The following is a 21,400-nucleotide window of genomic DNA, read 5'->3' on the forward strand; positions in this document are numbered from 1 at the left end:
GACTTATTTTCACAGCGGCAGTAAAGAGAAATACAGATGAATGACTGGCAAAGTGCACTGGCAGAAATCAGGCGAGGAGCAGAAGAAATCCTGATCGAGGATGAACTGGCAGAAAAACTTAAGCAGGGTAAGCCTTTACGCATCAAAGCGGGGTTTGATCCGACGGCGCCAGATCTGCATTTGGGTCATACAGTCCTCATCAATAAACTGCGTGCGTTTCAGCAGCTCGGCCATGAAGTGATCTTTTTGATCGGCGACTTTACCGGCCTGATTGGTGATCCCACCGGCAAAAATGTGACCCGTAAGCCGTTGACGCAGGAAGAAGTGTTGGCCAATGCGGAAACCTATAAACAACAGGTTTTTAAGATTCTTGATCCCGAGAAAACGCAGATTCGCTTCAATTCTGAGTGGATGAATGAAGTGGGGGCCGCCGGTATGATTAAACTCGCTGCCCGTCAGACTGTTGCACGTATGCTGGAGCGCGATGATTTCAAAAAGCGCTACAGTTCGGGTCAACCGATTGCCATTCATGAATTTCTTTATCCACTAGTGCAAGGGTGGGACTCCGTTGCCCTGCAAGCCGATGTGGAGCTGGGTGGAACCGATCAGCGTTTTAACCTGCTGATGGGACGGGAGCTGCAAAAAGACGAAGGCCAATCACCACAGACGGTGCTGATGATGCCGTTGCTGGAAGGACTCGATGGTGTGCAGAAGATGTCAAAGTCTTTGGGCAACTATATCGGCATTACTGACAGCCCCACAGAAATGTTCGGAAAAATCATGTCGATTTCCGATGAATTGATGTGGCGTTATTATGACTTGCTGAGCTTCCGGGCCCTGGAAGACATCGCTGCGCTTAAACAACGTGTGGCAGATGGGGCGAACCCCAGAGACATCAAAATTGAGCTGGCAAAAGAGATCATCGAGCGCTTTCATGACCAAAATGCTGCAGAGGCTGCTCACGCCGATTTTACCAAGCGCTTTTCTAAGAACGCCATGCCCGATGAAATGCCCGAAATTGAGATTACCCTCAATGCTGAAGGCGTTGCCATTGGCAATTTGCTCAAGCAGGCTAACCTGGTCAGCTCAACCTCGGAAGCCGTGCGCATGATCAAGCAAAGTGCGGTGAAAATAGACGGTGACAAGGTGACGGATACCCGTTTGGTACTGACCGAAAAAGGTCAGGCAGTCTATCAGGTGGGTAAGCGAAAATTTGCCCGCGTGACATTGGCGTAACGGGCCCCGCTCTGCGGCCTGTCTCAGGCCGCTGGTGTGTGACACCGCTAGTGTCGCATTGCAGCACAACAACAGCTGTGAGTGCCGTTTAGCGAAGCAGGCTGCAGCTGTCCTTGAACCGCCCCCAGTGATAAAACGCCCACAGTCCCAGTCGTCTGGCCCTGGCTAAGGGAAAGCGCGGCAAGGCTGTTTGCATAAAGGGTAAGTCTGGCAGGCTGGTGTCACCCGCGACGCGCTGGGCAAGGCGTTTGCCGGCCTGGGTGGAAAACGACACGCCTGAGCCACAATATCCCATGCTGTAGAACACCGTTCCCTGAGTGTCTGCCTGACAGATACGCGGATAATCATCCAGCGACACACTGACCCAACCGCTCCAGAAGTATGCTGCGTCAATGCCTTTAAGTGCAGGAAAGCTCTGGGCCAGCGCGTTAAGTAACCGTTGCCGGTAGATAGGATGGTTGGCGTCTTTGCCACGAATGGCGCCTCTGCCCCCAAACAGAATGCGGTTGTCAGGCAATAGCCGGTAGTAATATTTAAGCGCCCGCGTATCCATCACCATGAGTCCCGGCTTTAAGCCGCAATCATCCAGTTGCTGACGACTCAGTGGTGGGGTCACGATGACACTGGACAATACCGGGAAATGACGGTTGTCTACCAGCGGGTGAAATGTGGCTGGCGTATAGCCGTTGGTGGCAATGACCACTTTGTCGGCGCTGACGGTTCCTGTGGGCGTGCTAAGCCAGTGTTTGTCGCCGTGACGTTGCCAGTTCGTTACCGGAGAGTGAGAGTGCACGGCCGCGCCCTGATGTTGGGCGAGCGTTGCATAGCCAAGCGCCAGCTTTAACGGGTGAATACCAAAGCAGTAGGGGAAAAGCAGTGCGCCATGGGCTTCAGTGCTGCGCAGGTAATGCTGTTGCAGCGCGCTGGCATCAATGATCTCGACCGGATCCTGATAGTGTCGCTGTAAATGCTCCGCTTGCGAGACAAGCCCTTCTGTCAGTGAGGCTTTATGAGCCACTTTAAGGTAGCCGCCAGGGGTTTTGTCACAGGCAATCCCGCCTGCAGAGATGAGTTCATCCACGGTTTCAATACCCTGGCGGTATTCAGCATAGACACGGCGCGCGGTGTCCGCGCCCCACTTCTGCTCAATCTGGGGCAGTGACAGTCTGCCCGTACCATTAAGGACAAAACCGGCGTTGCGGCCGCTGCAGCCCCAGGCCAGCTGGTTCGCTTCCAGGACAACCGAGGGGATCTGATGTGTTTTCGCCAGGTGGTAGGCACAGGATAGCCCTGTGTAACCCCCACCTATAATGGCGACCGGTGTATCAATATGGCTCTTAAGCTGAGTCGGGGCGGGAGGCGTAACGTTGGCGGCCCAGTAACTTTGTGGGTAGGCTTCCCCCTGGCCGGGCGAGGACGCTACGAGGGGATCATACATACCAGAGCCGGCAGACATCAGGCCGGCTCGAATCGCAATAACATTTCGGCGGCAACACAATCGCAGCCGGTGTCACAAACGGGGCAGTCATAGCCATCATTGATGACGTTCTCCAGCCATTTACCGGGGTGCTCCTTAACCAGCTCGCCACCGCATTTGGAAAAGTACTTATAGGCGCTGTTGCCGGGGCTGGCCATCCAGATATGGGCCAGGCCCCCACGGGCTCCCTGTTTTTTTGCATTTTCCACAGACAGCTGGAGCATTTTTGAGCCAATACCATAGGCCCGATAATCCTCATCTACCGTGTTGCATTTAAAATAGCAAACCTGATCTTCAGGAAGCAGCCATAGCTGCGGCGAGCACCACTTATCGGCCTGCCAGTTTTTTGCTGCCAGTGTCAGTCGAAAGCCCACCAGTTTGTCGCCATCCAGCGCCACCCAGCTGGCATTGATCTTGTTGGAAAACCCCGCTTGCCAGTATGCTTGCAGCGTAGGCTCATCCATGTAGTTATCACCATGAACCCTGTTGGCGAGCATCAGTAGACGCTCAAAATGCTCGGGGAGCAATTCCTGATATTCAATATGCTTCATTATTTTTGTTCTTATTTGACTTTCTTAACCTGAATATTGACGCTGTCGAGATGGACATCCAGCGCTTCTACGGAGATACGAATTTCCAGTACCGACAACCACAGCGACCATAATAGCAACACCAGGCTGCCTGCAAAAATCCAGCTGCCGACACTTTGGTATTGCAGGTAGATGGCCAGCATCGACAGCACACACAAAAAGAAACTGGCTGCGCCGCCTTCCTGCATACGCTTAATCAGCTGGATGCGTTTCCGTAAATTTGTCACCTGTTTATGGGTACTGTCGCTGTCATCCTCAAAATTACGAATGATGGAGGCAAGGGTGACGAACCTGTTTGTATAAGCCAGTAACAGCAATGAAATGGCTGGGAAGAGCATCGCCGGGGTAGTAAGGGTAATATCCATGGGTCAGGAAAAGTCGGAATGGGTGTCAGTGATAAGCTCCAGTGCGGCGGCTTCAGCCTTTTCCATCGAGGAATAAATACGCTCTTCGATGGGACTGTCGATACCACACTGCCTGCGAATCTTCGCCAACTGAGCAATACCCATGGCGGAACTGATGCAGTAGGCATCGCCCACACAACCGCAGTTGAGCGCACCTTCATAGGCCTGTCTGAGGTAGTCAGCTGCCTCTGGAATAGACGCCTGGTATTCACTGCAATCGGCCATGTAAGCCCATGGCTTAGGCGGAATCGTGGCGGCTAACTTGAGTAAGTCATTCTTGTAATGACGGGCAAGGCCTGAACCTAAGGCCCCCATAAAGGTTGCCTCAATGATTTTACCCGGACCGCGATCATGACATTGCAGCTTATAACTGCCGTATTTGTCTTTTCTGCTCAGAGGCTCAGTCATAGGCCACATCAAATCCCTGTTCCTGCCAGCCCAGCATATCACCTTGCATCAGAAATACCTTGGTATATCCCATCTCTTCGAGTTTCTGCGCCGCCAATGCCGCTCGGCGTCCGCTGCGGCAATAGAGCACCATCGGGGTTGTGGGGTCAGCGGGCAAAAGTCCGGCATGGGAGTCAATTTTGCTGTGCGCGATGTTAGTGGCACCGGGAACATGCCCCTGGTGATACTCTTCTTCACTGCGCACATCCAGCACAAAATAGTCCTGGGCATTTTGTTGAACCTGTTGCGCGGAGATGGGTTCGGCAGCAACAACCACGCCCATAGAGGCTAACAACAGTGCAACGGAGGCGAGCAAGAATTTCATAGGGCGCTAATAATCAAAAAATTTATACTTTGATGGTACGTCTACTCAGCGGCTGAGTAAATAGGCAGCGCTGAAACACGCTGTAAATCTGAGCTGGACAGAGGAGCGTGGTGGTAAAAGCCGTGGATAAAACGCGTGATGGAGAGGATAATCAAAAAGACCGCCTTGTGGCGGTCTTTTGAGCAGCAAAGGCTTAATACCTGTAACTGTCGTCCTTGAAGGGACCCTCAACAGGAACATGAATATAATCCGCCTGCTGGGGCGTCATTTTGGTGATAACACCGCCAAAGCCCTGCACCATGTAGCGGGCTACTTCTTCATCCAATTGTTTGGGCAGCACTTCAACACGCATAGCGTCGGCTTTGTCGGCATCGTTCATGTCGGCAAAGGCTTGCTTGAACAAGTGCAGCTGGGCCATGACCTGGTTGGCAAAAGAACCATCCATAATACGTGAAGGGTGGCCCGTGGCGTTACCCAGGTTAACCAGGCGTCCCTCTGAGAGTAACAGCAGATTGTCATGGGGATCGTCACTGCGCAATATTTTGTGTACCTGAGGTTTGACCTCATCCCATTGCCAGTTTTTACGCATAAAGGCGGTATCAATCTCGTTGTCGAAGTGACCGATGTTACACACAACGGCGCCCGCTTTGAGAGACTGCAGCATGGCTGCATCGCAGACATTAACGTTGCCGGTGGTCGTTACCAACAGATCAGTGCTTTGTAGCAAGGCTTTGTTGATATCTTCGATGTTGCCGGTATTGATACCTTCATTATAAGGCGACACCACTTCAAAGCCGTCCATACAGGCCTGCATAGCACAGATGGGGTCGATTTCACTGATCCGCACAATCATGCCTTCCTGGCGCAGAGACAAGGCTGAGCCTTTACCCACATCACCATAGCCAATCACCAGCGCTTTCTTACCGGCGAGCAAGTGGTCGGTTGCCCGTTTGATGGCATCATTGAGGCTATGACGACATCCATACTTGTTGTCATTTTTGGACTTGGTGACAGCGTCATTGACGTTGATAGCGGGAACTTTCAGCGTGCCGGCCTTAAGCATTTCCTGCAGGCGGTGAACACCGGTTGTGGTCTCTTCGGTGATGCCATGGACGTTCTCAAGCACTTGCGGGTACTTGTCATGCAACATGGCGGTCAAATCGCCACCATCATCCAGGATCATATTGGCGTTCCAGGGTTGACCGTCCTTAACAATGGTCTGTTCCAGACACCAGTCGTATTCCTCTTCCGTTTCACCTTTCCAGGCAAACACGGGCACACCCGCTGCCACCATCGCTGCGGCAGCGTGGTCCTGAGTGGAAAAAATATTACAGGAGGACCAGCGTACTTCAGCACCCAGCGCTAGCAAGGTTTCAATCAGTACACCTGTCTGAATGGTCATATGAATGCAACCAAGGATTCTGGCACCGGCCAGAGGCTTCTCGGCGCTGTACTTTTCGCGAATGGCCATCAATGCCGGCATTTCGCTCTCGGCAATGGTCAGCTCCTTGCGCCCCCACTCTGCAAGAGATAAATCTGCGACTTTATAGTCACCACTTTTTACTGTCATGTTGTCGTATTGCATCGTGATCCTCTGTTAATTGAATTCGCTCAGGATATCTTGCTGTAACGTTGACGACAGCCTCGGACCGAAACTGGCTACGCACTCAGACGCCGCACGGCTGGCCAGATCTCCGGCACGGGACAGGCTCATGCCCTGAGTAATACCATGTAAAAAAGCACCGGCAAAGGTGTCGCCTGCACCGGTCGCGTCCACCGCTTTGACTTTATACGGGGCCACTGGCAAATAGTCTTCTGAGCCATTATAAATGCGTGCGCCATGTTTACCATGCGTCACCACAATCAGATTAGCTATCTCTCTGAGCTTTTTGATACCCGTGTCGAGATCCTGATTGCCAGCATAATCCAGCACTTCATCTTTGTTGCAAAATAACAAGTCAACACCATCGTCGCCAATCACCTTTTCCAGATTGTCTCTGGCGTATTTCACCACCGCCGGATCAGAGAAGGTCAGGGCGATTTTGACATTGGCATCCCGGGCAAGACGCTTGGCTTTGAGAATCGCCTCCACGGCCGTATCTGAGTAAACCAGGTGCCCCTCAATATACAGATATTGCGCTTTTTGCACGGGCTGTTCGTGTAATTCGTCCACCGAAAAGTCTGTGGTCACGCCTAAAAAGGTGCACATGGTCCGCTCGGTGTCCGGCGTGATCATTACCACGCAACGACCGGTATCGCCTTTGGTTGCCTGCTCTTCAAGACGGTTGTCAACGCCGGCAGCGGCCAGATCCTGTTGGTAAAAATGGCCCAGTTCATCGTCACCCACTTTGCAGCAACAGAACACCTTGCTGCCAAATTGTGCCGCGGTCACCATCGAGTTGACTGCAGAGCCACCACCGGCTCGATTTCGAAGGTCGCAGTGCTGGTAGAGGTTCTCCAGCAAAGCAAGCTGAGTGTGTCTATCGATCAGGGTCATGACCCCTTTTTCTATACCCTGCTCTTTAAGAAAGGCTTCGCTGACCTGAAACTCTTTATCCACCAGGGCATTGCCCAGCGCCACTACATCATAATCGGACATTAACGTTGCTATCTGTTAAAAAAATCAAAGGGCGAATTGTACACGACAAAAGGTGATTCTGGCTATGTGTTAACCCTTATACCGCTGAAGACCTGGTTCGGTTCATCTGAGACGGTCTAATTGCTCGCATAAGGTGGTGACACCCTCTGATAAACGCAGTGAAAACCGATGTAGCTGATCCGGATTCACCTGAATGATATGTGACGCATCCATGTCCAGTAAGGGTAGCCAGGGCCGCCAGAACTCCAGGATAGCTGTCATCGGCTGGTGTTGGGCCGCAATGATCGCCTGTGGCTGGCGTTTGATCACTTCTTCCATCGTCACTTCCGGGTAGTCATTGATGGCATCGGCAAAAACAGCATCACTGTTGCATAAAGACAGAAGGTGATTGGCCCAGGCTCCTGAACCAATACTCATCAGGGGTTTGGGATGCATGTAATAAAACACGCTTAAGGGTGTTTTTCGACGGTATTGCTCGGCAAGCGCAGACAACGCCTGACGATGTTGGTGGGCCAGTGTGGCCGCCAGTTCTGATTTACCGAGCAAGGCACCCAGCGCTTCGATTTCATCGGCTATATCAAGCGGGCGAGCGGGGCTGGAAATGAACAGCGGATACCTCAATGTTTGTAACTTACGAATATCCTGCGGCTTGTTCCCGCCTTGCCACACTAGCACCAGGTCCGGTTGCAGTTTGATCAGCGCTTCAAAATTGATGCCCTGATAGCTGGCAATGCGTGGCAATGATTGCGCGGCCGAAGGATAGTCACTGTAGTCACTGACGGCTAACAATTTGTCCCCGGCTTGCAGCGAGTAAACCAGCTCAGTGGTGTGCGGTGCGAGACTGATCAGTCTTTGTGGTGCGTCTGCCTGGCATAGCAGGGAAATCAACAGCAATGGGCTGAGCAGCAACCTTCTCATTAGCCCAGCCTCAGGGCAAAGAGCATGGCGCAGACGAGGGCGATGGTACAAAGTAAAATCGCGGTGCTCTTGTGAATGGCATGACGACAGCGGACGATATCTTCTATCTGTGGCAAACGGCTTCCTCCACATTTAGGGCTGCGGCGTTTTTGTCCCTGATAATAGGCAGGACCTCCGAGCTGAATGCGCAACGCTCCGCCGGCATAACCCAACACCCGGCTGTGGAAACAGGCGCCACGAGGTATAGTTTGACGCCCTTTAAAGGCGCCACGGATATTTTCTGCCAGCATCAGCGCGAACAGGGTCAGGTAAGCCGGAATAAATTGCATCAATGTAACCATCCATGTCACCGGATAGCCAAAATGACGAAAACGCGGTTGTCGGGTATTCCATATTTGTGAGAACTCATACAGTATTCTGTAGGTGAGTGCTAACAAACCACCACCGATGAAAAACCAGAAAAGTGGGGTGCAAAGCTGATAAATGAAGCGCAGCAGGGTCGTCTCACACAGCGCTTTGCTCAGTCCCATAGGAGATAAACTCTGGGTTTCCCGCAGCAACAACTGGCTGGCAATATCCCGTGCTAAGGCTTTTTTATTATGCTGCAGTGCCAGCTGAGCACGTTTGAGGTGGCGCAGAACCGGTTTGAAATAAATGGCAATTAACAGCAGTACCGCATCAAAAAACACCGGATATTCGGCCAATCCAATAAACAAACCGATACAGATAAGAATCGGCGCTAACAACACAACAGGGGCAAGAGTACCGGAGATGCGCTGCTGATAGACAGAATCTGTGCCGCGACGATTTACCTTATCCGCCATGCGACTCGCCAGTAGCCGGAAAAAACTCAGAGGATGATAGGCCATCGGCCATAGCCAGACCCGTTCCGCCAACAGCGTCAGCAGCACAACCCAAAGCGGTTGCAGAAGCGGTTCGGTGAGCAGCCCGCTAATCATCTGGCCAGGGCGCTAATCATATCCATGACCAGGCTGGCAGAATTTTTTGCCGCTTGCTCGAGGTATTGACTGAACGACACCAGTGAGGTTTTTCCGGCAATGTCGGAAAGTGAGCGAATAACCAGGAAGGGGGTGTCCAGCATATAGGCGGTCTGGCCGATGGCGGCACCTTCCATTTCCACGGCACACATATCGGGGATCAGATTGCGCAGGCGGCCCGCCGCCTCGTCGCAACCGATGAAAGAATCACCGGTACAAATCAGGCCTTTTTTACAGTTAAGGTGCAGGACATCCCGCGCGGCATGCTCTGCAGCCTCGATCAACGTCGGATCACAGGCAAATCGGGAGGGGAGGCCGTAAACCTGCCCCAGTTCGTATCCAAAGTGCGTCACATCAACGTCGTGATGCTGCACGTGTGAGGCAATGACCACATCACCAATATTCAGACTGGTGTCGAAGCCGCCTGCAGAGCCAGTGTTGACCACATAGTTTGGGGCGAAGCGGTCGATCATAATGGTGGTGGCAATGGAGGCGGCAACTTTACCAATGCCACATTTTACTAAGATCACTTCAACACCGTACAAGGTGCCATCATAAAAATCAAGATGACCATAGCGAGAGTGGGTGACGTTTTTCAGCGTTTGTTTTAACAGGGCCACTTCCTGATCCATGGCACCCAGAATTGCAATTTTCATAACAGCCCGTAGCTGAGGGGATTTATGGCGTTAGTTTACTGGGCTCTACTTAGCAGGCCAACCACTATTATTGGCCGCTCACATAGTTTTAAACCGTAATTGGCAGGAGGCCCCAGTTTGGCGTGCCTCTTTCTCGCAGATAAACATGGCTCACTCTTGTTACCAGTATGGCTCCTGATGCCAGAGTTCACGCCGTGACAGGACGGCGCATACCTGGTTTGTCAGCAGTCTTATTGGTGCCCTGAATCAGAGGCTTAGCGGGCTCTTTATAACGAACCGGTGCCAGTTTGGCTTCAATGCAATTGCGGATTTCTTCTTTGCTGTACCCTGATTTTATTTTAATCCGCAGGTGAGGTATGCGGGCTGCATCCAGGGTGCTGCTGACAAACCAGTCTCGTTGTCCTTTGTAACCGTCTTTGCCTTTGGGACTGACCAGATCAATGGCCACCACGGGGCTCAGGTCCTGTCGATCGCAAAGAATAAAATCCAAGTAACGACTGCCTGCTCTTAACATGGCGCTGCGCGCCGTTTTCTTATCGGTACCCTGGCGCAAAGCAACAATATCACTGAGTTTCACCCGGCAAACAATACGGTATTGATCGCCTACGGCCTGTTCGAGCATATCCAGAAAGGAACGCTCAACAGGGGTAAACAAATTCATGCGTTTCTTGAAAGGAAAGGCCAGGGTTTCACCATTGAGCTTAACGGCACCAATGGCGACCACGATTAAGATCATCAGTAAAATTAATGTCAGTTCCATTTGTCACTCCGGTATATTGAAAAACAAGCTTTTGACGCTTGAGTCAGTTACCAAGAGTTCTGCAAAAACAGTGCCAGTCTATTGGGGTGGGTATTGCGAATGGATATATGTCTGTCAGCGAGGGTGCGCCTCGGTGTCAGGGGTTGTTGGCTTTTACCAATATGTCCACCTGACTGCCTTCACCGTCTTGCGAGATAACAATGACCCAGTGGCCCTGCTGCGACTGCAAAACCTGGCGGCCTTTACTGTTGCTGTGTTGTGCCGCTGTCATCTGACTCAAATAATAGTCGAGGGTCAGCTCAGGGGTGCCCGCAGAAAAGAAACTGAGACTGGCAGGCAGTTTATCGTCAAATTGCTGACAGAATTTTGCATCCGTTGTCAGAGGAATGGCGTGAAAGCGCTCCGGGCACCCGGACGCTGCACTGGTAGGAGGGCTAACCATTGTTACAGCCGCAAGCAGAGCAGGAAGCAGGTAAGATAGAGATTGTTTTTGCATTGCAGTCATGCCATAACCTTTTGATAATCGTTGAATATCCCGACCATCAGTCACCAGAATACCCTCTGGCGCCGATACCGATGAGTATAATATAGGTGTTGAAGGTGTGCCGGGGCAATCTCTGTGAGCTGTGATTAGGTATGGTCTTACAAGGACCGGTATAAAGGAGGGGCGTAATGAGCCTGAAAAAGTTTCTTAACCCCAGGCTGGCAGCGGTGGAGCAGGATACCAGTCTGGCCGAGGTGCAGCGCATTTTTCAGGCGGCGCCTTTTCACCATTTGCTGGTGGTAGAGCACAAGGTGCTGGTGGGGATAATCTCCGACAGGGATCTGTTCAAAGCACTCAGTCCCAACTTAGGCACTGCTGCTGAAACCCGTAAAGACACTGCCACACTGAACAAAAAAGCACATCAGATCATGAGCCGGCCAGTTCGCTCTCTACACCAAAAAAATGACATTTATGACGCTATTGATCTGTTTTTAAAACACAAAATATCCTGTGTTCCTATTGTTGACGAGTATAATCATCCCATCGGCATGATCAGTTGGCGCGATATTCTGGCATTGCTGGCAGCAGGTAAACGGAAAAAGGAACAGCATTGATGACATGGCCGATGAGCAATCCTTATGACCGTTAGGGCGCTGGCGAGAAAGCGCGAGATCTTCGCCTGGTCGATGTTCGATTTTGCCAATCAGGCTTACACGCTGTTGATTATCACCGTTATCTACGGTGACCTGTTCACCCGGGTGATTGTCGGCGATGGACCTGACTACCGTTTGGGAAACCTGCTCTGGAGTGCGGCGCTGGCAATGAGCTATCTGATGGTGGCGGTTGCCAACCCGGTATGCGGCGCGATGATGGATCATGCTGCCAATCGCAAAGGGTACCTGTTTATCAGCTATCTGCTCACTGTTTTGACCACCGCCATGCTGTATTGGGTTGAGCCCGGCTGGATATGGCCAGCTATGGTGCTGATTATTCTCTCCAATTTCGCTTACTCTATGGGTGAAGGCTTTATTGCCAGCTTTCTGACTGATCTGGGGCCCCGTAAGGCACTGGGCTGGATTTCAGGGCTTGGCTGGAGTCTTGGTTATGTTGGTGGCCTGATGGCTACGGCCTTTGCGTTGTTTTTTCTCGGCGAGGTGTCGGCGGAAAATTATCCGGTCATTCGCTGGGTCGGTCCCTTTGCGGCACTGTTTTTTCTCATTGCCGCCATACCGACGTTTATCTGGCTACGTGAGCGGGGCACCAAAAGAATGGTCCCTGTGGGCAGCAATATGCTGCGGATGGGGTGGCAAAGGATCGCAACGACCTGGCAATCTGTGCACCATTTTTCAGATTTGCGTTGGCTGCTGATTTCCGTGTTCTTCGCCATGGCTGGTGTGTATATCATCATTGCCTTTTCATTTATCTATGGCGCGCAGGTGATTCAATGGGATGAGAATGTGCGGGTGTTGATGTTTGTCATAGTGCAGATCACCGCGGCGCTGGGCGCCATAGGTTTTGGCTTTTTACAAAGTGTTATCGGGGCTCGCATCACCTATCTTGCTACCCTGGTGCTATGGTTGGTCGCCATACTCGCCATCTGGCAGACACCGCTGGTGACTGTGCTGCTGAATGACTGGTTTGCCGTAAACTGGCAGGCTCAGTACGTATTCCTGTTTTCGGGACTCCTGGCCGGACTCAGTCTGGGCTCCTCGCAATCCGCCGGTCGGGCGCTGGTGGGCGTACTCACACCCCATGGCAAAGCCGGTGAATTTTTTGGTTTTTGGGGAATGACCAGCAAGCTGGCCGCGGTATTCGGTATGCTCGGTCTCGGCCTGATGCAATGGGCCTTTGGCCTGGCGGATGCGATCATCTTCTGTCTGCTGTTATTTACCCTGGCGATTGTCGCGGTGATTCCCATCAACGAACGCCGTGGCGGAGATCTGGCGGATAACTGGCGCGACTAAGGTGTTAAAGCAATCGGTTAGCCGGGTGGTGTGTTGTGTCTGGTGATGGCGTTTTGCAGACTTAAAACTGTATCGCTGAATACCCAGTCAATATCGCGGTTAGCTTCACGTCTGGCTATCCGTGGGTGTTCCACCTGACCTGTCCCCACACGCTTGCCGGCGGCCTTCAGTTCCTGCACCAGTTTTGGCGTCAACAAAGCAAATGAGCCGGCCACGGCGCCGTGACCCAGTTCCAGATTTTGTCTGATGATAGATCGGGTGTTGGTCAATGCCACATCAATAAAAGCCGCAGGGGGGATGGCAGTAAAACCGCTGAGATGATCGGGCTCGAGACTGAGCAAGTGGTAGTCCCGACCGGGCTCAAGATCCCCCAATCCCTGTTGCAGCCGGTTCACCAGATTGGGATTTTCTCGCCACGAGGTTTTGATTTCCAGCATCAGGTGCATTTTCTGTCCGTAGCGTCGGATAACTTCGTCCAGATGGGGAATATCAGGAATGGTACGTCTTAGCTCATCGAAGCGGGTCTCAGCAATGGCCAGTCGCGGATAGCCAAATAGTCGCCCGCAATGGGGATCATGAGAAATCACCGGCTCTCCATCCAGGGTTAGCTGAATATCCAGTTCAATTCCCCAAATACCGCGGTGCAGGCATAGATCAAAAGCGGGCAGGGTATTTTCAACGATGACGCCATCTTTCGTTTTCCCGTGTGCACCCCGATGGGCAACCAGCCTTGTGCACTCAAGATCGGCAGACTTATAACACCCCGGGCTAAGCAGCCAAAGATAGTTAGCCAGCTTGTTTAAGTAGTGAGTGGTATCCGCCATCAATGTTCAGTTAAATACAAAATATAGAAATTCATCATAGCGTAGTAAACAGCAACTACAGAGCCGAAATTGGAATGTGTAAAAACATTGTGTATTCTGATTGTGTATAAGCATTTTCAGGAGAAAAAAATGAATTCCATTGAACCTCTCACAACAGCAAAAAAACGCACTAACCTTTCACTGGACGGTGCGCTTTTGCAGGAAGCAAAACACCTTGGCATAAACATTTCCAATTCTGCAGAGAAAGGGATCGAACAAGCCGTCAGGGAGCGCAAACAAGCGCTGTGGCTGGAAGATAATGTTGAGGCCATTGAAAGCTCTAATGAATTTGTGAACAAGCAGGGTTTGCCTCTGGCTAAGTACAGAAACTTCTGATGGCACGATACGACGTTTACCGCAACCCCCATGGCGCAGGCTATATGCTGGATGTGCAAACCGATCTGCTTTATGGGTTAAACACCCGTGTAGTTGTTCCCCTCTTGCCGGAAGCAGAATCGCCACGACCAGCCAGCCGGCTTAATCCCATTTTTGAGATTCAAGGGCAACAGACGGTGATGGTGACCCAATTTATGGCAGCAGTTCCTGTTACTGAGTTAAAAAAGATTGCAGGCAATCTTGGCGGGCATCACGACCAGATTTCCGAAGCATTGGATATGTTGTTTAAGGGGTTTTAGGTTTCAACAACAACGACCCTTAATCAGTGAAGCTCAGGAGCGAACCACATGGACCAGGCCTATAACAAAGCCTGTTCCATAAGGCTGGATTGTCATAGGCAGTTCTAGCGTTAATATGAGCCGCCGTATGCGGAAATACATGGTGTGAGAGGACGGCGGGAGTGACCCTAGCCTCTACACGGTTCAGGAAAGGAGATTGGGATTATGAACGTGGTTACTCTGGACAATGTAAGAAATATTAAATTAGATACAAAAAGTCCTCCACTCAATAATTTCCAAGCTTTATTTGCTCTACAAAAAGGCCTGAACACGCTTTCACATACAGTAAGACAATGTGAGTTAAATCAGGTTAGCTACAGAGATATCCCACTTAGTAGTATGTTTCATTGGTTTTCAACATCTTCGGTCAACTATCTTAGGCTAGTTGGACTTATAGATATTATGAATAATAACGGGTGGAAATCTGCCGATATTAGTCAGAACAAGAAGAATATAAGGAATCATTGCACTGAATATGTAAAGGAGGTGATTCCGGAGATATACAAGTGGAGAAACAAAGTGTCTGGTCATTTCTCTATAACGGATCCGAGAGAGGAAGATAATCTTGCGTCATTGGAAATATCAATTATGCCACAAACTGCTTGGGTCAAGCCCTATTGGTACGTTGGAATGATGCAATGGCATTCTGGAGGACATAGCTCCGAAATGCCCAAGTGGTCGCTGACAGTTGAATATGAAAAACTGACAAAACGTTGCTTTCCGCACCTGAAGATTAATCCTATTGAAGAGGTACACAAGTAGTTAATCTCGCTTACAAGATCAACGGGTCTTAGTCGTTGAAATAAACTTTATCTGATCGAGACTGAGATTTTAGGGTGGTGAGTCGCAAGCTCGCGGTACCAGGGAGGAGGTTAAGGAATTGAGATATATAAACCTCAGCGTTCTCTTTGCCTCTGTGGTTATTTTTGTTTTTTCTCAAAGGGCGCTGGATGCCCGATGACCGCATTCGGGCATGACCAGAGGTGTGGCCAGATACCGCGTCCCTGCGGCACAGTGTTTAACGTTGGTATCAGACTTTCAGGTAGTCGAGTATGCCTTCGGCGGCTTTGCGGCCCTCGAAGATGGCGGTGACCACCAGATCCGAGCCGCGCACCATATCGCCACCGGAGAAGATTTTTGGGTTAGAGGTCTGAAAGGCAAACTTACCGCCTTCAGGGGCTCTGACCCGTCCCTTTTCATCCAGCACAATGCCATAGTCTGCAAACCAGTTGGCGGGGCTGGGCTGAAAACCGAAGGCGATGATGACCGCATCGGCTTCCAGCACATGCTCGGAACCCGCCACCGGTTCTGGTCTGCGGCGTCCGGCGGCATCCGCGGCGCCGAGCTCGGTTTTGACCAGTTTCACGCCACAGGCATTGCCATCTTCGTCCACGGCCACATCCAGTGGCTGCAGGTTAAATCGAAACTCGACCCCTTCCTCGCGGGCATTTTGCACTTCCCGCCTGGAGCCTGGCATATTCTCTTCGTCCCGGCGGTAGGCGCAGATCACCGATTCGGCGCCCTGACGCACGGCAGTGCGCACGCAATCCATGGCAGTATCGCCGCCGCCTAGGACCACCACCTTTTTACCGCGCATGTCGATAAAATCCGACGGGCTTTGTTCCAGTTTCATCTGGCGGTTGGTGTTGGCAATTAGATAGGGCAAGGCTTCATACACACCGGGGGCATTTTCGTTGTCAAAACCGCCGCGCATATATTTGTACGTGCCCATGCCCAAAAATACGCTGTCGTATTCATCAATGAGTTGCTCAAAGGGAATGTCTTTACCGATTTCGGTGTTGAGTACAAACTCCACGCCCATTTCACTGAAGATTTCCCTGCGCAGTTGCACCACCTCTTTTTCCAGCTTGAAGGCCGGGATGCCAAAGGTCAGCAGGCCGCCAATTTCCGGGTATTTATCAAATACCACCGGCTTCACGCCATTGCGCACCAGAATATCGGCACAGGCCAGTCCGGCCGGTCCGGCGCCGATGATGGCGACTTTCTTGTCGGTTTTAATGACATCGGACATGTCCGGCCGCCAGCCCATCTTAAAGGCGGTGTCGGTAATGTATTTTTCGATTGAGCCAATGGTCACCGCACCGAATTCATCATTCAGGGTGCAGGCGCCCTCGCAAAGTCTGTCCTGGGGACAGACCCGGCCGCACACTTCCGGCAGGCTGTTGGTCTTGTGGCTCAGTTCTGCTGCTTCAAGAATGCGCCCTTCATTGGCCAGATCCAGCCACTGAGGAATGTAATTGTGAACCGGACATTTCCACTCGCAATAGGGGTTGCCACAATCCAGACAGCGGTCCGCCTGACCGGCTACCTGGGTTTCGCTCATGGGTTGATAGATTTCGGCGAACTCCTGACGGCGTACATGAGCCGGTTTTTTGGGAGGATCGATACGCTCGACATCGACAAACTGGTAAACATTCTTTGCCATACTGCTACTCCTCCTTATTGGGCCTGAATGCGTAATTCAGCGGTTGAACGACTGATATGACCCAGCAGGTTCTTCACATCGCTGGTCTTGGGTTTCACCAGACGGAATCGCTTCAGATAGCTGGAAAACTCGCCTAGTATCACCAGTGAGTGCTCACTACCGGTTTCTTCGTAATGTTGGTTAACCAGTCCCCGCAAGTGTTCGGCCAGGATGGGTTTGTCTTCAATATCCAGGGCTTCCACCAGATCGCCGTTAACGCGACGTTCAAAGTCATTGTCCACATCCAGCACATAGGCAAAGCCACCTGTCATGCCGGCACCAAAGTTGACCCCGGTTTTACCGAGAATGGCGACAATGCCCCCGGTCATATATTCACAGGCGTTATCCCCGGTGCCTTCCACGACGGCAATGGCGCCTGAGTTGCGCACGGCAAAACGTTCACCGGCACGTCCGGCCGCAAATAACTTGCCGCCCGTGGCGCCGTACAGGCAGGTATTGCCCATAATGGCACTGTCCTGACTCGAGAAGGACACGCCCAGAGGGGGGTGGATCACCAGCTTGCCGCCGGTCATTCCTTTGCCCACGTAGTCGTTGGCATCCCCCACCAGTCTCATTTCCAGACCGCCGGCATTCCATACACCGAAGCTCTGTCCGGCGGTGCCGGTAAAGTTCAGACGCAGCGGATGGTCTGCCATGCCCTGGTTGCCATGATGACGAGCAATGTAGCCTGAAACCAGCGCGCCAACAGAGCGATCGGTATTGCGAATCAGATAATGCCAGTTGCCACCGGAGGCCTGTTCAACAGCCTGTTGACTGTTGCTGAGGATACGCTGATTGAGCTCGCCCTTATCCAGCGGCGCATTGGTCACCTCTGAGCAAAACAGTCGGGTATGCTCTGCCGCCTGGGGTTTGGCCAGTAGCGGAGACAAATCGAGTCGACTCTGACGAGCGCTGATGCCTTCTATGACCTCCAGTAATTCGGTGCGACCAATTAACTCATCAAGCGTCCTTACGCCCAGAGCAGCCATCCATTCACGCACTTCCTGGGCGATAAACTTAAAGTAATTCATGACCATTTCCGGCAGGCCAATAAAGTAGTTGTCCCGCAGGTTTTCGTCTTGGGTGGCGACACCGGTTGCGCAGTTATTAAGGTGACAGATACGTAAGTACTTACATCCCAACGCCACCATGGGGCCGGTACCAAAGCCAAAGCTCTCTGCACCGAGAATCGCCGCTTTAATCACATCCAGACCGGTTTTAAGGCCCCCATCGGTTTGTACCCGTACTTTATGGCGAAGGCCATTTTCAACCAGGGCTTGCTGGGTTTCAGCCAGGCCCAGTTCCCACGGACACCCGGCGTATTTGACCGAGGTCAGTGGGCTGGCACCGGTACCACCATCGTAGCCGGACACGGTAATCAGATCGGCGTAGGCCTTGGCCACACCGGTGGCGACGGTGCCGACTCCAGGCTCAGAGACGAGTTTTACGGAGATCAGGGCTTGTGGGTTGACCTGCTTGAGGTCAAAAATCAGCTGCGCCAGATCTTCAATCGAATAGATATCGTGGTGCGGTGGCGGCGAGATCAATGTGACACCGGGTACAGAATAGCGGAGCTCGGCAATATACTGATTGACCTTGTCACCAGGTAATTGTCCACCTTCACCGGGCTTGGCACCCTGGGCCACTTTTATCTGGATCACATCGGCATTAACCAGATAGTGTGGCGTCACGCCAAAACGGCCCGAGGCTACCTGTTTAATTTTCGAGTTGCGCTCGGTACCGAAACGTTTGGGATCTTCACCGCCTTCACCAGAGTTGGACTGGCCGCCAAGACGATTCATGGCAATGGCCAGGGCTTCGTGCGCCTCAGGACTCAACGCCCCGATACTCATGGCCGCCGTGTCAAATCTTGGATAGAGGCTTTCTGCGGCCTCCACTTCCTCAATATCAATGGGGTTCTCACTGAGCTTCAGCGCCAGCAGATCCCGTAACTGCGCCACCGGGCGTTCGTTGACCAGCTGGAAGAACACTTTGTAATCTTCATAGTTACCACTGACCACGGCCTTTTGCAGACTGGTGACCACATCCGGGTTATAGGCATGGTATTCACCGTCATGAACGTATTTGAGCAGACCGCCATGAGCGATTTTCTTGCGCTTCAGCCAGGCGATGCGGTTGAGATTAATCACGTCCTGCTCAAAATCATCGAAGTTGGCGCCCTGAATACGACTGGGTACGCCCTGGAAGCACAGCTCCATGACGTCTTTATTGATGCCGATAGCTTCAAACAGTTTGGAGCAACGATAACTGGCCACCGTACTGATGCCCATTTTCGACATGATCTTATACAGGCCTTTATTGATGCCTTTGCGGTAGTTGAGCATGGCCTGCATTGCGGTCATCTGCAGCTCACCGTTATCCACCATTTGCTCAATGGTTTCATAGGCGAGGAAGGGATAGACCGCAGTGGCACCCAGACCGATTAACACGGCGAAATGGTGTGGATCCCTGGCTGATGCCGTCTCAATGACGATATTGGCATCGCAACGAAGTGCTTTTTCCACAAGGCGCCGCTGCACGGCGCCCACGGCCATCGGCGCGGGGATCGGCAGACGGTCGGCTTTGATTTTGCGGTCTGATAACACCACAAACGCCGCGTTTTTCTGTTTTACCAGGTACTCTGCCTCGTCACAGATCCGCTTAATGGCCGCTTTGAGGCCTTCCTCAGGACGATAATTAATATCGATCACTTCAGAGTAATAGTACTCAGGGTCAAACTCTCTCAGCTGCTTCAGATCGGTGTACACCATGATGGGGGATTCAAACAATACCCGATTGGCATAACCGGAGGTTTCGCTGAAGGGGTTCTGCTCGCGCCCGATACAGGTGGCAAGGGACATGACGTGATTTTCGCGCAGGGGATCGATAGGGGGGTTGGTTACCTGTGCAAACTGCTGGCGGAAATAGTCGTAAATGACCCGATGCCGGGAGGAAAGCACCGCCATCGGCGTGTCATCGCCCATGGAGCCTACAGCTTCCTGACCGTCTTTGGCCAGTACCCGCACTACCTGCTGAATTTCTTCATAGCTGTAGTTAAACTGCTTGTGATAGGTGGCCATCATGTCATCGTCAAACATGCGTACGCCAATCTGACTGGCATCACACTCCTGAATGGGTTTGAGACGACGAATATGCTTGTCCAGCCACTCTTTATAAGGGTGACGGGCTTTGAGCTCTTCATCAATTTCGGTCGAACGCCAGACTTTACCGGTGTATATATCTACCGCCAGCATTTCTCCGGGTCCGACCCGCCCTTTTTCAATCACATCTTCCTGCTTGTAGTCCCAGATCCCCACTTCCGAGGCCAGGGTAATCAGACCGTCTTTGGTGATCACATAACGGGCCGGACGCAGACCATTTCTGTCCAGGTTACAGGCCACATGCCGGCCATTGGTCATCACTATGCCCGCCGGACCATCCCAGGGCTCCATGTGCATAGAGTTAAATTCATAAAAGGCCTTGAGATCATCGTCCATGGTCTGGTTATTCTGATACGCAGGCGGCACCAGCAGTCGCATTGCCCGGAACAGATCCATGCCCCCGGCCAGAAATAATTCCAGCATATTGTCTAAGGAGGAAGAATCTGAGCCTTCAAAATTCACAAAAGGTGCGGCATCGTGGAGATCCGGCAGCAACGGGGTGCGAAACTTATAGGTACGGGCTTCAGCCCACTCCCGGTTGCCCCGAATGGTGTTGATTTCACCGTTGTGAGCCAGAAAACGGAACGGTTGCGCCAAAGGCCATTTGGGCAGCGTGTTGGTAGAAAAACGCTGATGGAAAACCGCAATTGCCGACTGCATTCTTTCATCGGCCAGATCCAGGTAAAAGTTAGGCAGGTCTTTCGGCATGACCAGGCCTTTATAAATACTCACCAGATTGGACAGGCAGGCAATATAGAACTCACTGTCTCCTTGAAGACGCTTTTCCGCCCTGCGTCGTGCCATATACAGGCGTCGCTCCATGTCTTTCTTGCGCCAGCCCGGAGGGGCATTCACAAACACCTGCTCAATCTGTGGTAACCCACTTAATGCCAGTTCGCCCAACACAGATGGATCCGTAGGCACAACCCGCCAGCCCACCACTTCCAGGGTTTCTGCCTGAAGCTCTTCATTGAGCACACTGCGGGCCTGTTCAGCCAATGTCTCATCAGGATTGAGGAAAATCATGCCCACTGCGTACTTTTTGCCTAACTTCCAGCTGTTTTCTTCAGCAATGGCACGAAAAAACGCATCAGGCTTTTGCAACAACAGGCCGCAACCATCACCGGTTTTGCCGTCTGCCGCTATGCCACCACGGTGCTGCATGCGATCCAGTGCATGGATGGCGGTCTTAACCAGATGATGGCTGACTTCACCCTGAGTGTGGGCGATCAGACCGAATCCGCAGTTATCCCTCGAATCGTTGGGGCTATATAGTCTCATTCATTATGACTCCTACAGTAAGGGCGTTTTACCTCTGAGACGTTATGCAACAGGAGGCAACGACACTCTAACGACTGG

At 52.0% G+C, this 21,400-nt stretch carries 21 protein-coding genes; 6 read left to right on the plus strand and 15 right to left on the minus strand.

Features of this window, described 5'->3' with window-relative positions:
• Positions 1-36 precede the first annotated feature (36 nt).
• Positions 37-1,236, plus strand: a complete 1,200-nt coding sequence (tyrS, locus tag CCY32_RS10005; RefSeq protein WP_088330490.1) for a tyrosine--tRNA ligase — start codon at positions 37-39, stop codon at positions 1,234-1,236.
• An 88-nt stretch (positions 1,237-1,324) separates the two neighbouring features.
• On the opposite strand, the gene CCY32_RS10010 is transcribed toward tyrS, so the two are convergent.
• The 12 genes from CCY32_RS10010 to CCY32_RS10065 form a co-directional block, all read right to left on the minus strand.
• Entirely contained in the window at positions 1,325-2,674 is a 1,350-nt protein-coding gene (locus CCY32_RS10010; RefSeq protein WP_088330665.1) for an FAD-binding oxidoreductase, read from the minus strand.
• A 17-nt stretch (positions 2,675-2,691) separates the two neighbouring features.
• Positions 2,692-3,264 carry a GNAT family N-acetyltransferase gene (locus CCY32_RS10015; protein WP_088330491.1) on the minus strand — a complete coding sequence of 191 codons (573 nt, stop codon included), beginning with the start codon at positions 3,262-3,264 and terminating at the stop codon, positions 2,692-2,694.
• An 11-nt stretch (positions 3,265-3,275) separates the two neighbouring features.
• On the minus strand, positions 3,276-3,668 hold the full coding sequence (locus CCY32_RS10020; RefSeq protein ID WP_088330492.1) for a DUF2721 domain-containing protein: 393 nt from the start codon (positions 3,666-3,668) through the stop codon (positions 3,276-3,278).
• A gap of 3 nt (positions 3,669-3,671) precedes the next feature.
• Positions 3,672-4,115 (minus strand): hypothetical protein, encoded by a 444-nt coding sequence (locus CCY32_RS10025; RefSeq protein WP_088330493.1) that lies wholly within the window; start codon positions 4,113-4,115, stop codon positions 3,672-3,674.
• Positions 4,108-4,479 carry a rhodanese-like domain-containing protein gene (locus CCY32_RS10030; RefSeq protein WP_088330494.1) on the minus strand — a complete coding sequence of 124 codons (372 nt, stop codon included), beginning with the start codon at positions 4,477-4,479 and terminating at the stop codon, positions 4,108-4,110. Before CCY32_RS10030 ends, CCY32_RS10025 begins: the two co-directional genes overlap by 8 nt.
• Positions 4,480-4,672: 193 nt before the next feature.
• Complete coding sequence (gene ahcY / locus CCY32_RS10035) at positions 4,673-6,064, minus strand: adenosylhomocysteinase (protein WP_210401722.1); 1,392 nt, start codon at positions 6,062-6,064, stop codon at positions 4,673-4,675.
• Positions 6,065-6,076: 12 nt separating this feature from the next.
• On the minus strand, positions 6,077-7,078 hold the full coding sequence (locus CCY32_RS10040) for an adenosine kinase (RefSeq protein WP_088330495.1): 1,002 nt from the start codon (positions 7,076-7,078) through the stop codon (positions 6,077-6,079).
• Between the two features lie 102 nt (positions 7,079-7,180).
• Complete coding sequence (locus CCY32_RS10045) at positions 7,181-7,996, minus strand: cobalamin-binding protein (protein ID WP_168171486.1); 816 nt, start codon at positions 7,994-7,996, stop codon at positions 7,181-7,183.
• A complete protein-coding gene (locus tag CCY32_RS10050; RefSeq protein WP_088330497.1) occupies positions 7,996-8,955 on the minus strand; it encodes a cobalamin biosynthesis protein in 960 nt (319 codons plus the stop codon). The genes CCY32_RS10045 and CCY32_RS10050 overlap by 1 nt, the downstream gene beginning before the upstream one ends.
• On the minus strand, positions 8,952-9,650 hold the full coding sequence (locus CCY32_RS10055) for a 5'-methylthioadenosine/adenosylhomocysteine nucleosidase (RefSeq protein WP_088330498.1): 699 nt from the start codon (positions 9,648-9,650) through the stop codon (positions 8,952-8,954). Before CCY32_RS10055 ends, CCY32_RS10050 begins: the two co-directional genes overlap by 4 nt.
• Positions 9,651-9,837: 187 nt before the next feature.
• A complete protein-coding gene (locus tag CCY32_RS10060; RefSeq protein WP_088330499.1) occupies positions 9,838-10,410 on the minus strand; it encodes a DUF2726 domain-containing protein in 573 nt (190 codons plus the stop codon).
• Positions 10,411-10,546: 136 nt separating this feature from the next.
• Positions 10,547-10,915, minus strand: a complete 369-nt coding sequence (locus CCY32_RS10065) for a hypothetical protein (RefSeq protein ID WP_088330500.1) — start codon at positions 10,913-10,915, stop codon at positions 10,547-10,549.
• Positions 10,916-11,082: 167 nt separating this feature from the next.
• Here CCY32_RS10065 and CCY32_RS10070 point away from each other — a divergent pair, with 167 nt between their 5' ends.
• Positions 11,083-11,508, plus strand: coding sequence for a CBS domain-containing protein (locus tag CCY32_RS10070; protein WP_088330501.1), 426 nt, complete (start codon positions 11,083-11,085; stop codon positions 11,506-11,508).
• 24 nt (positions 11,509-11,532) lie between these two features.
• Complete coding sequence (locus tag CCY32_RS10075) at positions 11,533-12,858, plus strand: MFS transporter (RefSeq protein ID WP_088330502.1); 1,326 nt, start codon at positions 11,533-11,535, stop codon at positions 12,856-12,858.
• A gap of 17 nt (positions 12,859-12,875) precedes the next feature.
• Here the strand turns inward: CCY32_RS10075 and CCY32_RS10080 are convergent, their stop codons facing one another.
• The gene (locus CCY32_RS10080) at positions 12,876-13,682 is read right to left on the minus strand and encodes a glycerophosphodiester phosphodiesterase (protein ID WP_088330503.1); all 807 of its coding nucleotides are present in this window, start codon (positions 13,680-13,682) and stop codon (positions 12,876-12,878) included.
• A gap of 129 nt (positions 13,683-13,811) precedes the next feature.
• On the opposite strand from CCY32_RS10080, the gene CCY32_RS10085 reads away from it, so the two are divergent.
• From CCY32_RS10085 to CCY32_RS10095, 3 genes are all read left to right on the plus strand, one after another.
• Positions 13,812-14,057 carry a type II toxin-antitoxin system CcdA family antitoxin gene (locus CCY32_RS10085; protein ID WP_088330504.1) on the plus strand — a complete coding sequence of 82 codons (246 nt, stop codon included), beginning with the start codon at positions 13,812-13,814 and terminating at the stop codon, positions 14,055-14,057.
• Entirely contained in the window at positions 14,057-14,356 is a 300-nt protein-coding gene (locus tag CCY32_RS10090) for a CcdB family protein (RefSeq protein WP_088330505.1), read from the plus strand. The genes CCY32_RS10085 and CCY32_RS10090 overlap by 1 nt, the downstream gene beginning before the upstream one ends.
• 204 nt (positions 14,357-14,560) lie before the next feature.
• Complete coding sequence (locus CCY32_RS10095) at positions 14,561-15,157, plus strand: hypothetical protein (protein WP_088330506.1); 597 nt, start codon at positions 14,561-14,563, stop codon at positions 15,155-15,157.
• A gap of 268 nt (positions 15,158-15,425) precedes the next feature.
• On the opposite strand, the gene CCY32_RS10100 is transcribed toward CCY32_RS10095, so the two are convergent.
• Both CCY32_RS10100 and gltB read right to left on the minus strand, forming a co-directional pair.
• Positions 15,426-16,841 carry an FAD-dependent oxidoreductase gene (locus CCY32_RS10100; RefSeq protein ID WP_088330507.1) on the minus strand — a complete coding sequence of 472 codons (1,416 nt, stop codon included), beginning with the start codon at positions 16,839-16,841 and terminating at the stop codon, positions 15,426-15,428.
• Between the two features lie 14 nt (positions 16,842-16,855).
• Complete coding sequence (gltB, locus tag CCY32_RS10105; RefSeq protein WP_088330508.1) at positions 16,856-21,322, minus strand: glutamate synthase large subunit; 4,467 nt, start codon at positions 21,320-21,322, stop codon at positions 16,856-16,858.
• Positions 21,323-21,400: the final 78 nt, after the last annotated feature.

Origin of the sequence: Lacimicrobium sp. SS2-24, from assembly GCF_002201535.1 — a bacterium.
GTDB lineage: Bacteria > Pseudomonadota > Gammaproteobacteria > Enterobacterales > Alteromonadaceae > Lacimicrobium.

Bases quoted from the DNA above. Each gene is read 5' to 3' on its own strand.
- CCY32_RS10095 (WP_088330506.1), top strand. From the start codon at position 14,561: ATGAACGTGGTTACTCTGGACAATGTAAGAAATATTAAATTAGATACA.
- CCY32_RS10055 (WP_088330498.1), bottom strand. From the start codon at position 9,650: ATGAAAATTGCAATTCTGGGTGCCATGGATCAGGAAGTGGCCCTGTTA.
- CCY32_RS10065 (WP_088330500.1), bottom strand. From the start codon at position 10,915: ATGACTGCAATGCAAAAACAATCTCTATCTTACCTGCTTCCTGCTCTG.
- CCY32_RS10090 (WP_088330505.1), top strand. From the start codon at position 14,057: ATGGCACGATACGACGTTTACCGCAACCCCCATGGCGCAGGCTATATG.
- CCY32_RS10030 (WP_088330494.1), bottom strand. From the start codon at position 4,479: ATGAAATTCTTGCTCGCCTCCGTTGCACTGTTGTTAGCCTCTATGGGC.
- CCY32_RS10010 (WP_088330665.1), bottom strand. From the start codon at position 2,674: ATGTATGATCCCCTCGTAGCGTCCTCGCCCGGCCAGGGGGAAGCCTAC.
- CCY32_RS10050 (WP_088330497.1), bottom strand. From the start codon at position 8,955: ATGATTAGCGGGCTGCTCACCGAACCGCTTCTGCAACCGCTTTGGGTT.
- CCY32_RS10100 (WP_088330507.1), bottom strand. From the start codon at position 16,841: ATGGCAAAGAATGTTTACCAGTTTGTCGATGTCGAGCGTATCGATCCT.
- CCY32_RS10020 (WP_088330492.1), bottom strand. From the start codon at position 3,668: ATGGATATTACCCTTACTACCCCGGCGATGCTCTTCCCAGCCATTTCA.
- CCY32_RS10015 (WP_088330491.1), bottom strand. From the start codon at position 3,264: ATGAAGCATATTGAATATCAGGAATTGCTCCCCGAGCATTTTGAGCGT.
- ahcY (WP_210401722.1), bottom strand. From the start codon at position 6,064: ATGCAATACGACAACATGACAGTAAAAAGTGGTGACTATAAAGTCGCA.
- CCY32_RS10060 (WP_088330499.1), bottom strand. From the start codon at position 10,410: ATGGAACTGACATTAATTTTACTGATGATCTTAATCGTGGTCGCCATT.
- CCY32_RS10025 (WP_088330493.1), bottom strand. From the start codon at position 4,115: ATGACTGAGCCTCTGAGCAGAAAAGACAAATACGGCAGTTATAAGCTG.
- CCY32_RS10075 (WP_088330502.1), top strand. From the start codon at position 11,533: ATGACCGTTAGGGCGCTGGCGAGAAAGCGCGAGATCTTCGCCTGGTCG.
- CCY32_RS10085 (WP_088330504.1), top strand. From the start codon at position 13,812: ATGAATTCCATTGAACCTCTCACAACAGCAAAAAAACGCACTAACCTT.
- CCY32_RS10040 (WP_088330495.1), bottom strand. From the start codon at position 7,078: ATGTCCGATTATGATGTAGTGGCGCTGGGCAATGCCCTGGTGGATAAA.
- CCY32_RS10045 (WP_168171486.1), bottom strand. From the start codon at position 7,996: ATGAGAAGGTTGCTGCTCAGCCCATTGCTGTTGATTTCCCTGCTATGC.
- CCY32_RS10070 (WP_088330501.1), top strand. From the start codon at position 11,083: ATGAGCCTGAAAAAGTTTCTTAACCCCAGGCTGGCAGCGGTGGAGCAG.
- CCY32_RS10080 (WP_088330503.1), bottom strand. From the start codon at position 13,682: ATGGCGGATACCACTCACTACTTAAACAAGCTGGCTAACTATCTTTGG.
- gltB (WP_088330508.1), bottom strand. From the start codon at position 21,322: ATGAGACTATATAGCCCCAACGATTCGAGGGATAACTGCGGATTCGGT.
- tyrS (WP_088330490.1), top strand. From the start codon at position 37: ATGAATGACTGGCAAAGTGCACTGGCAGAAATCAGGCGAGGAGCAGAA.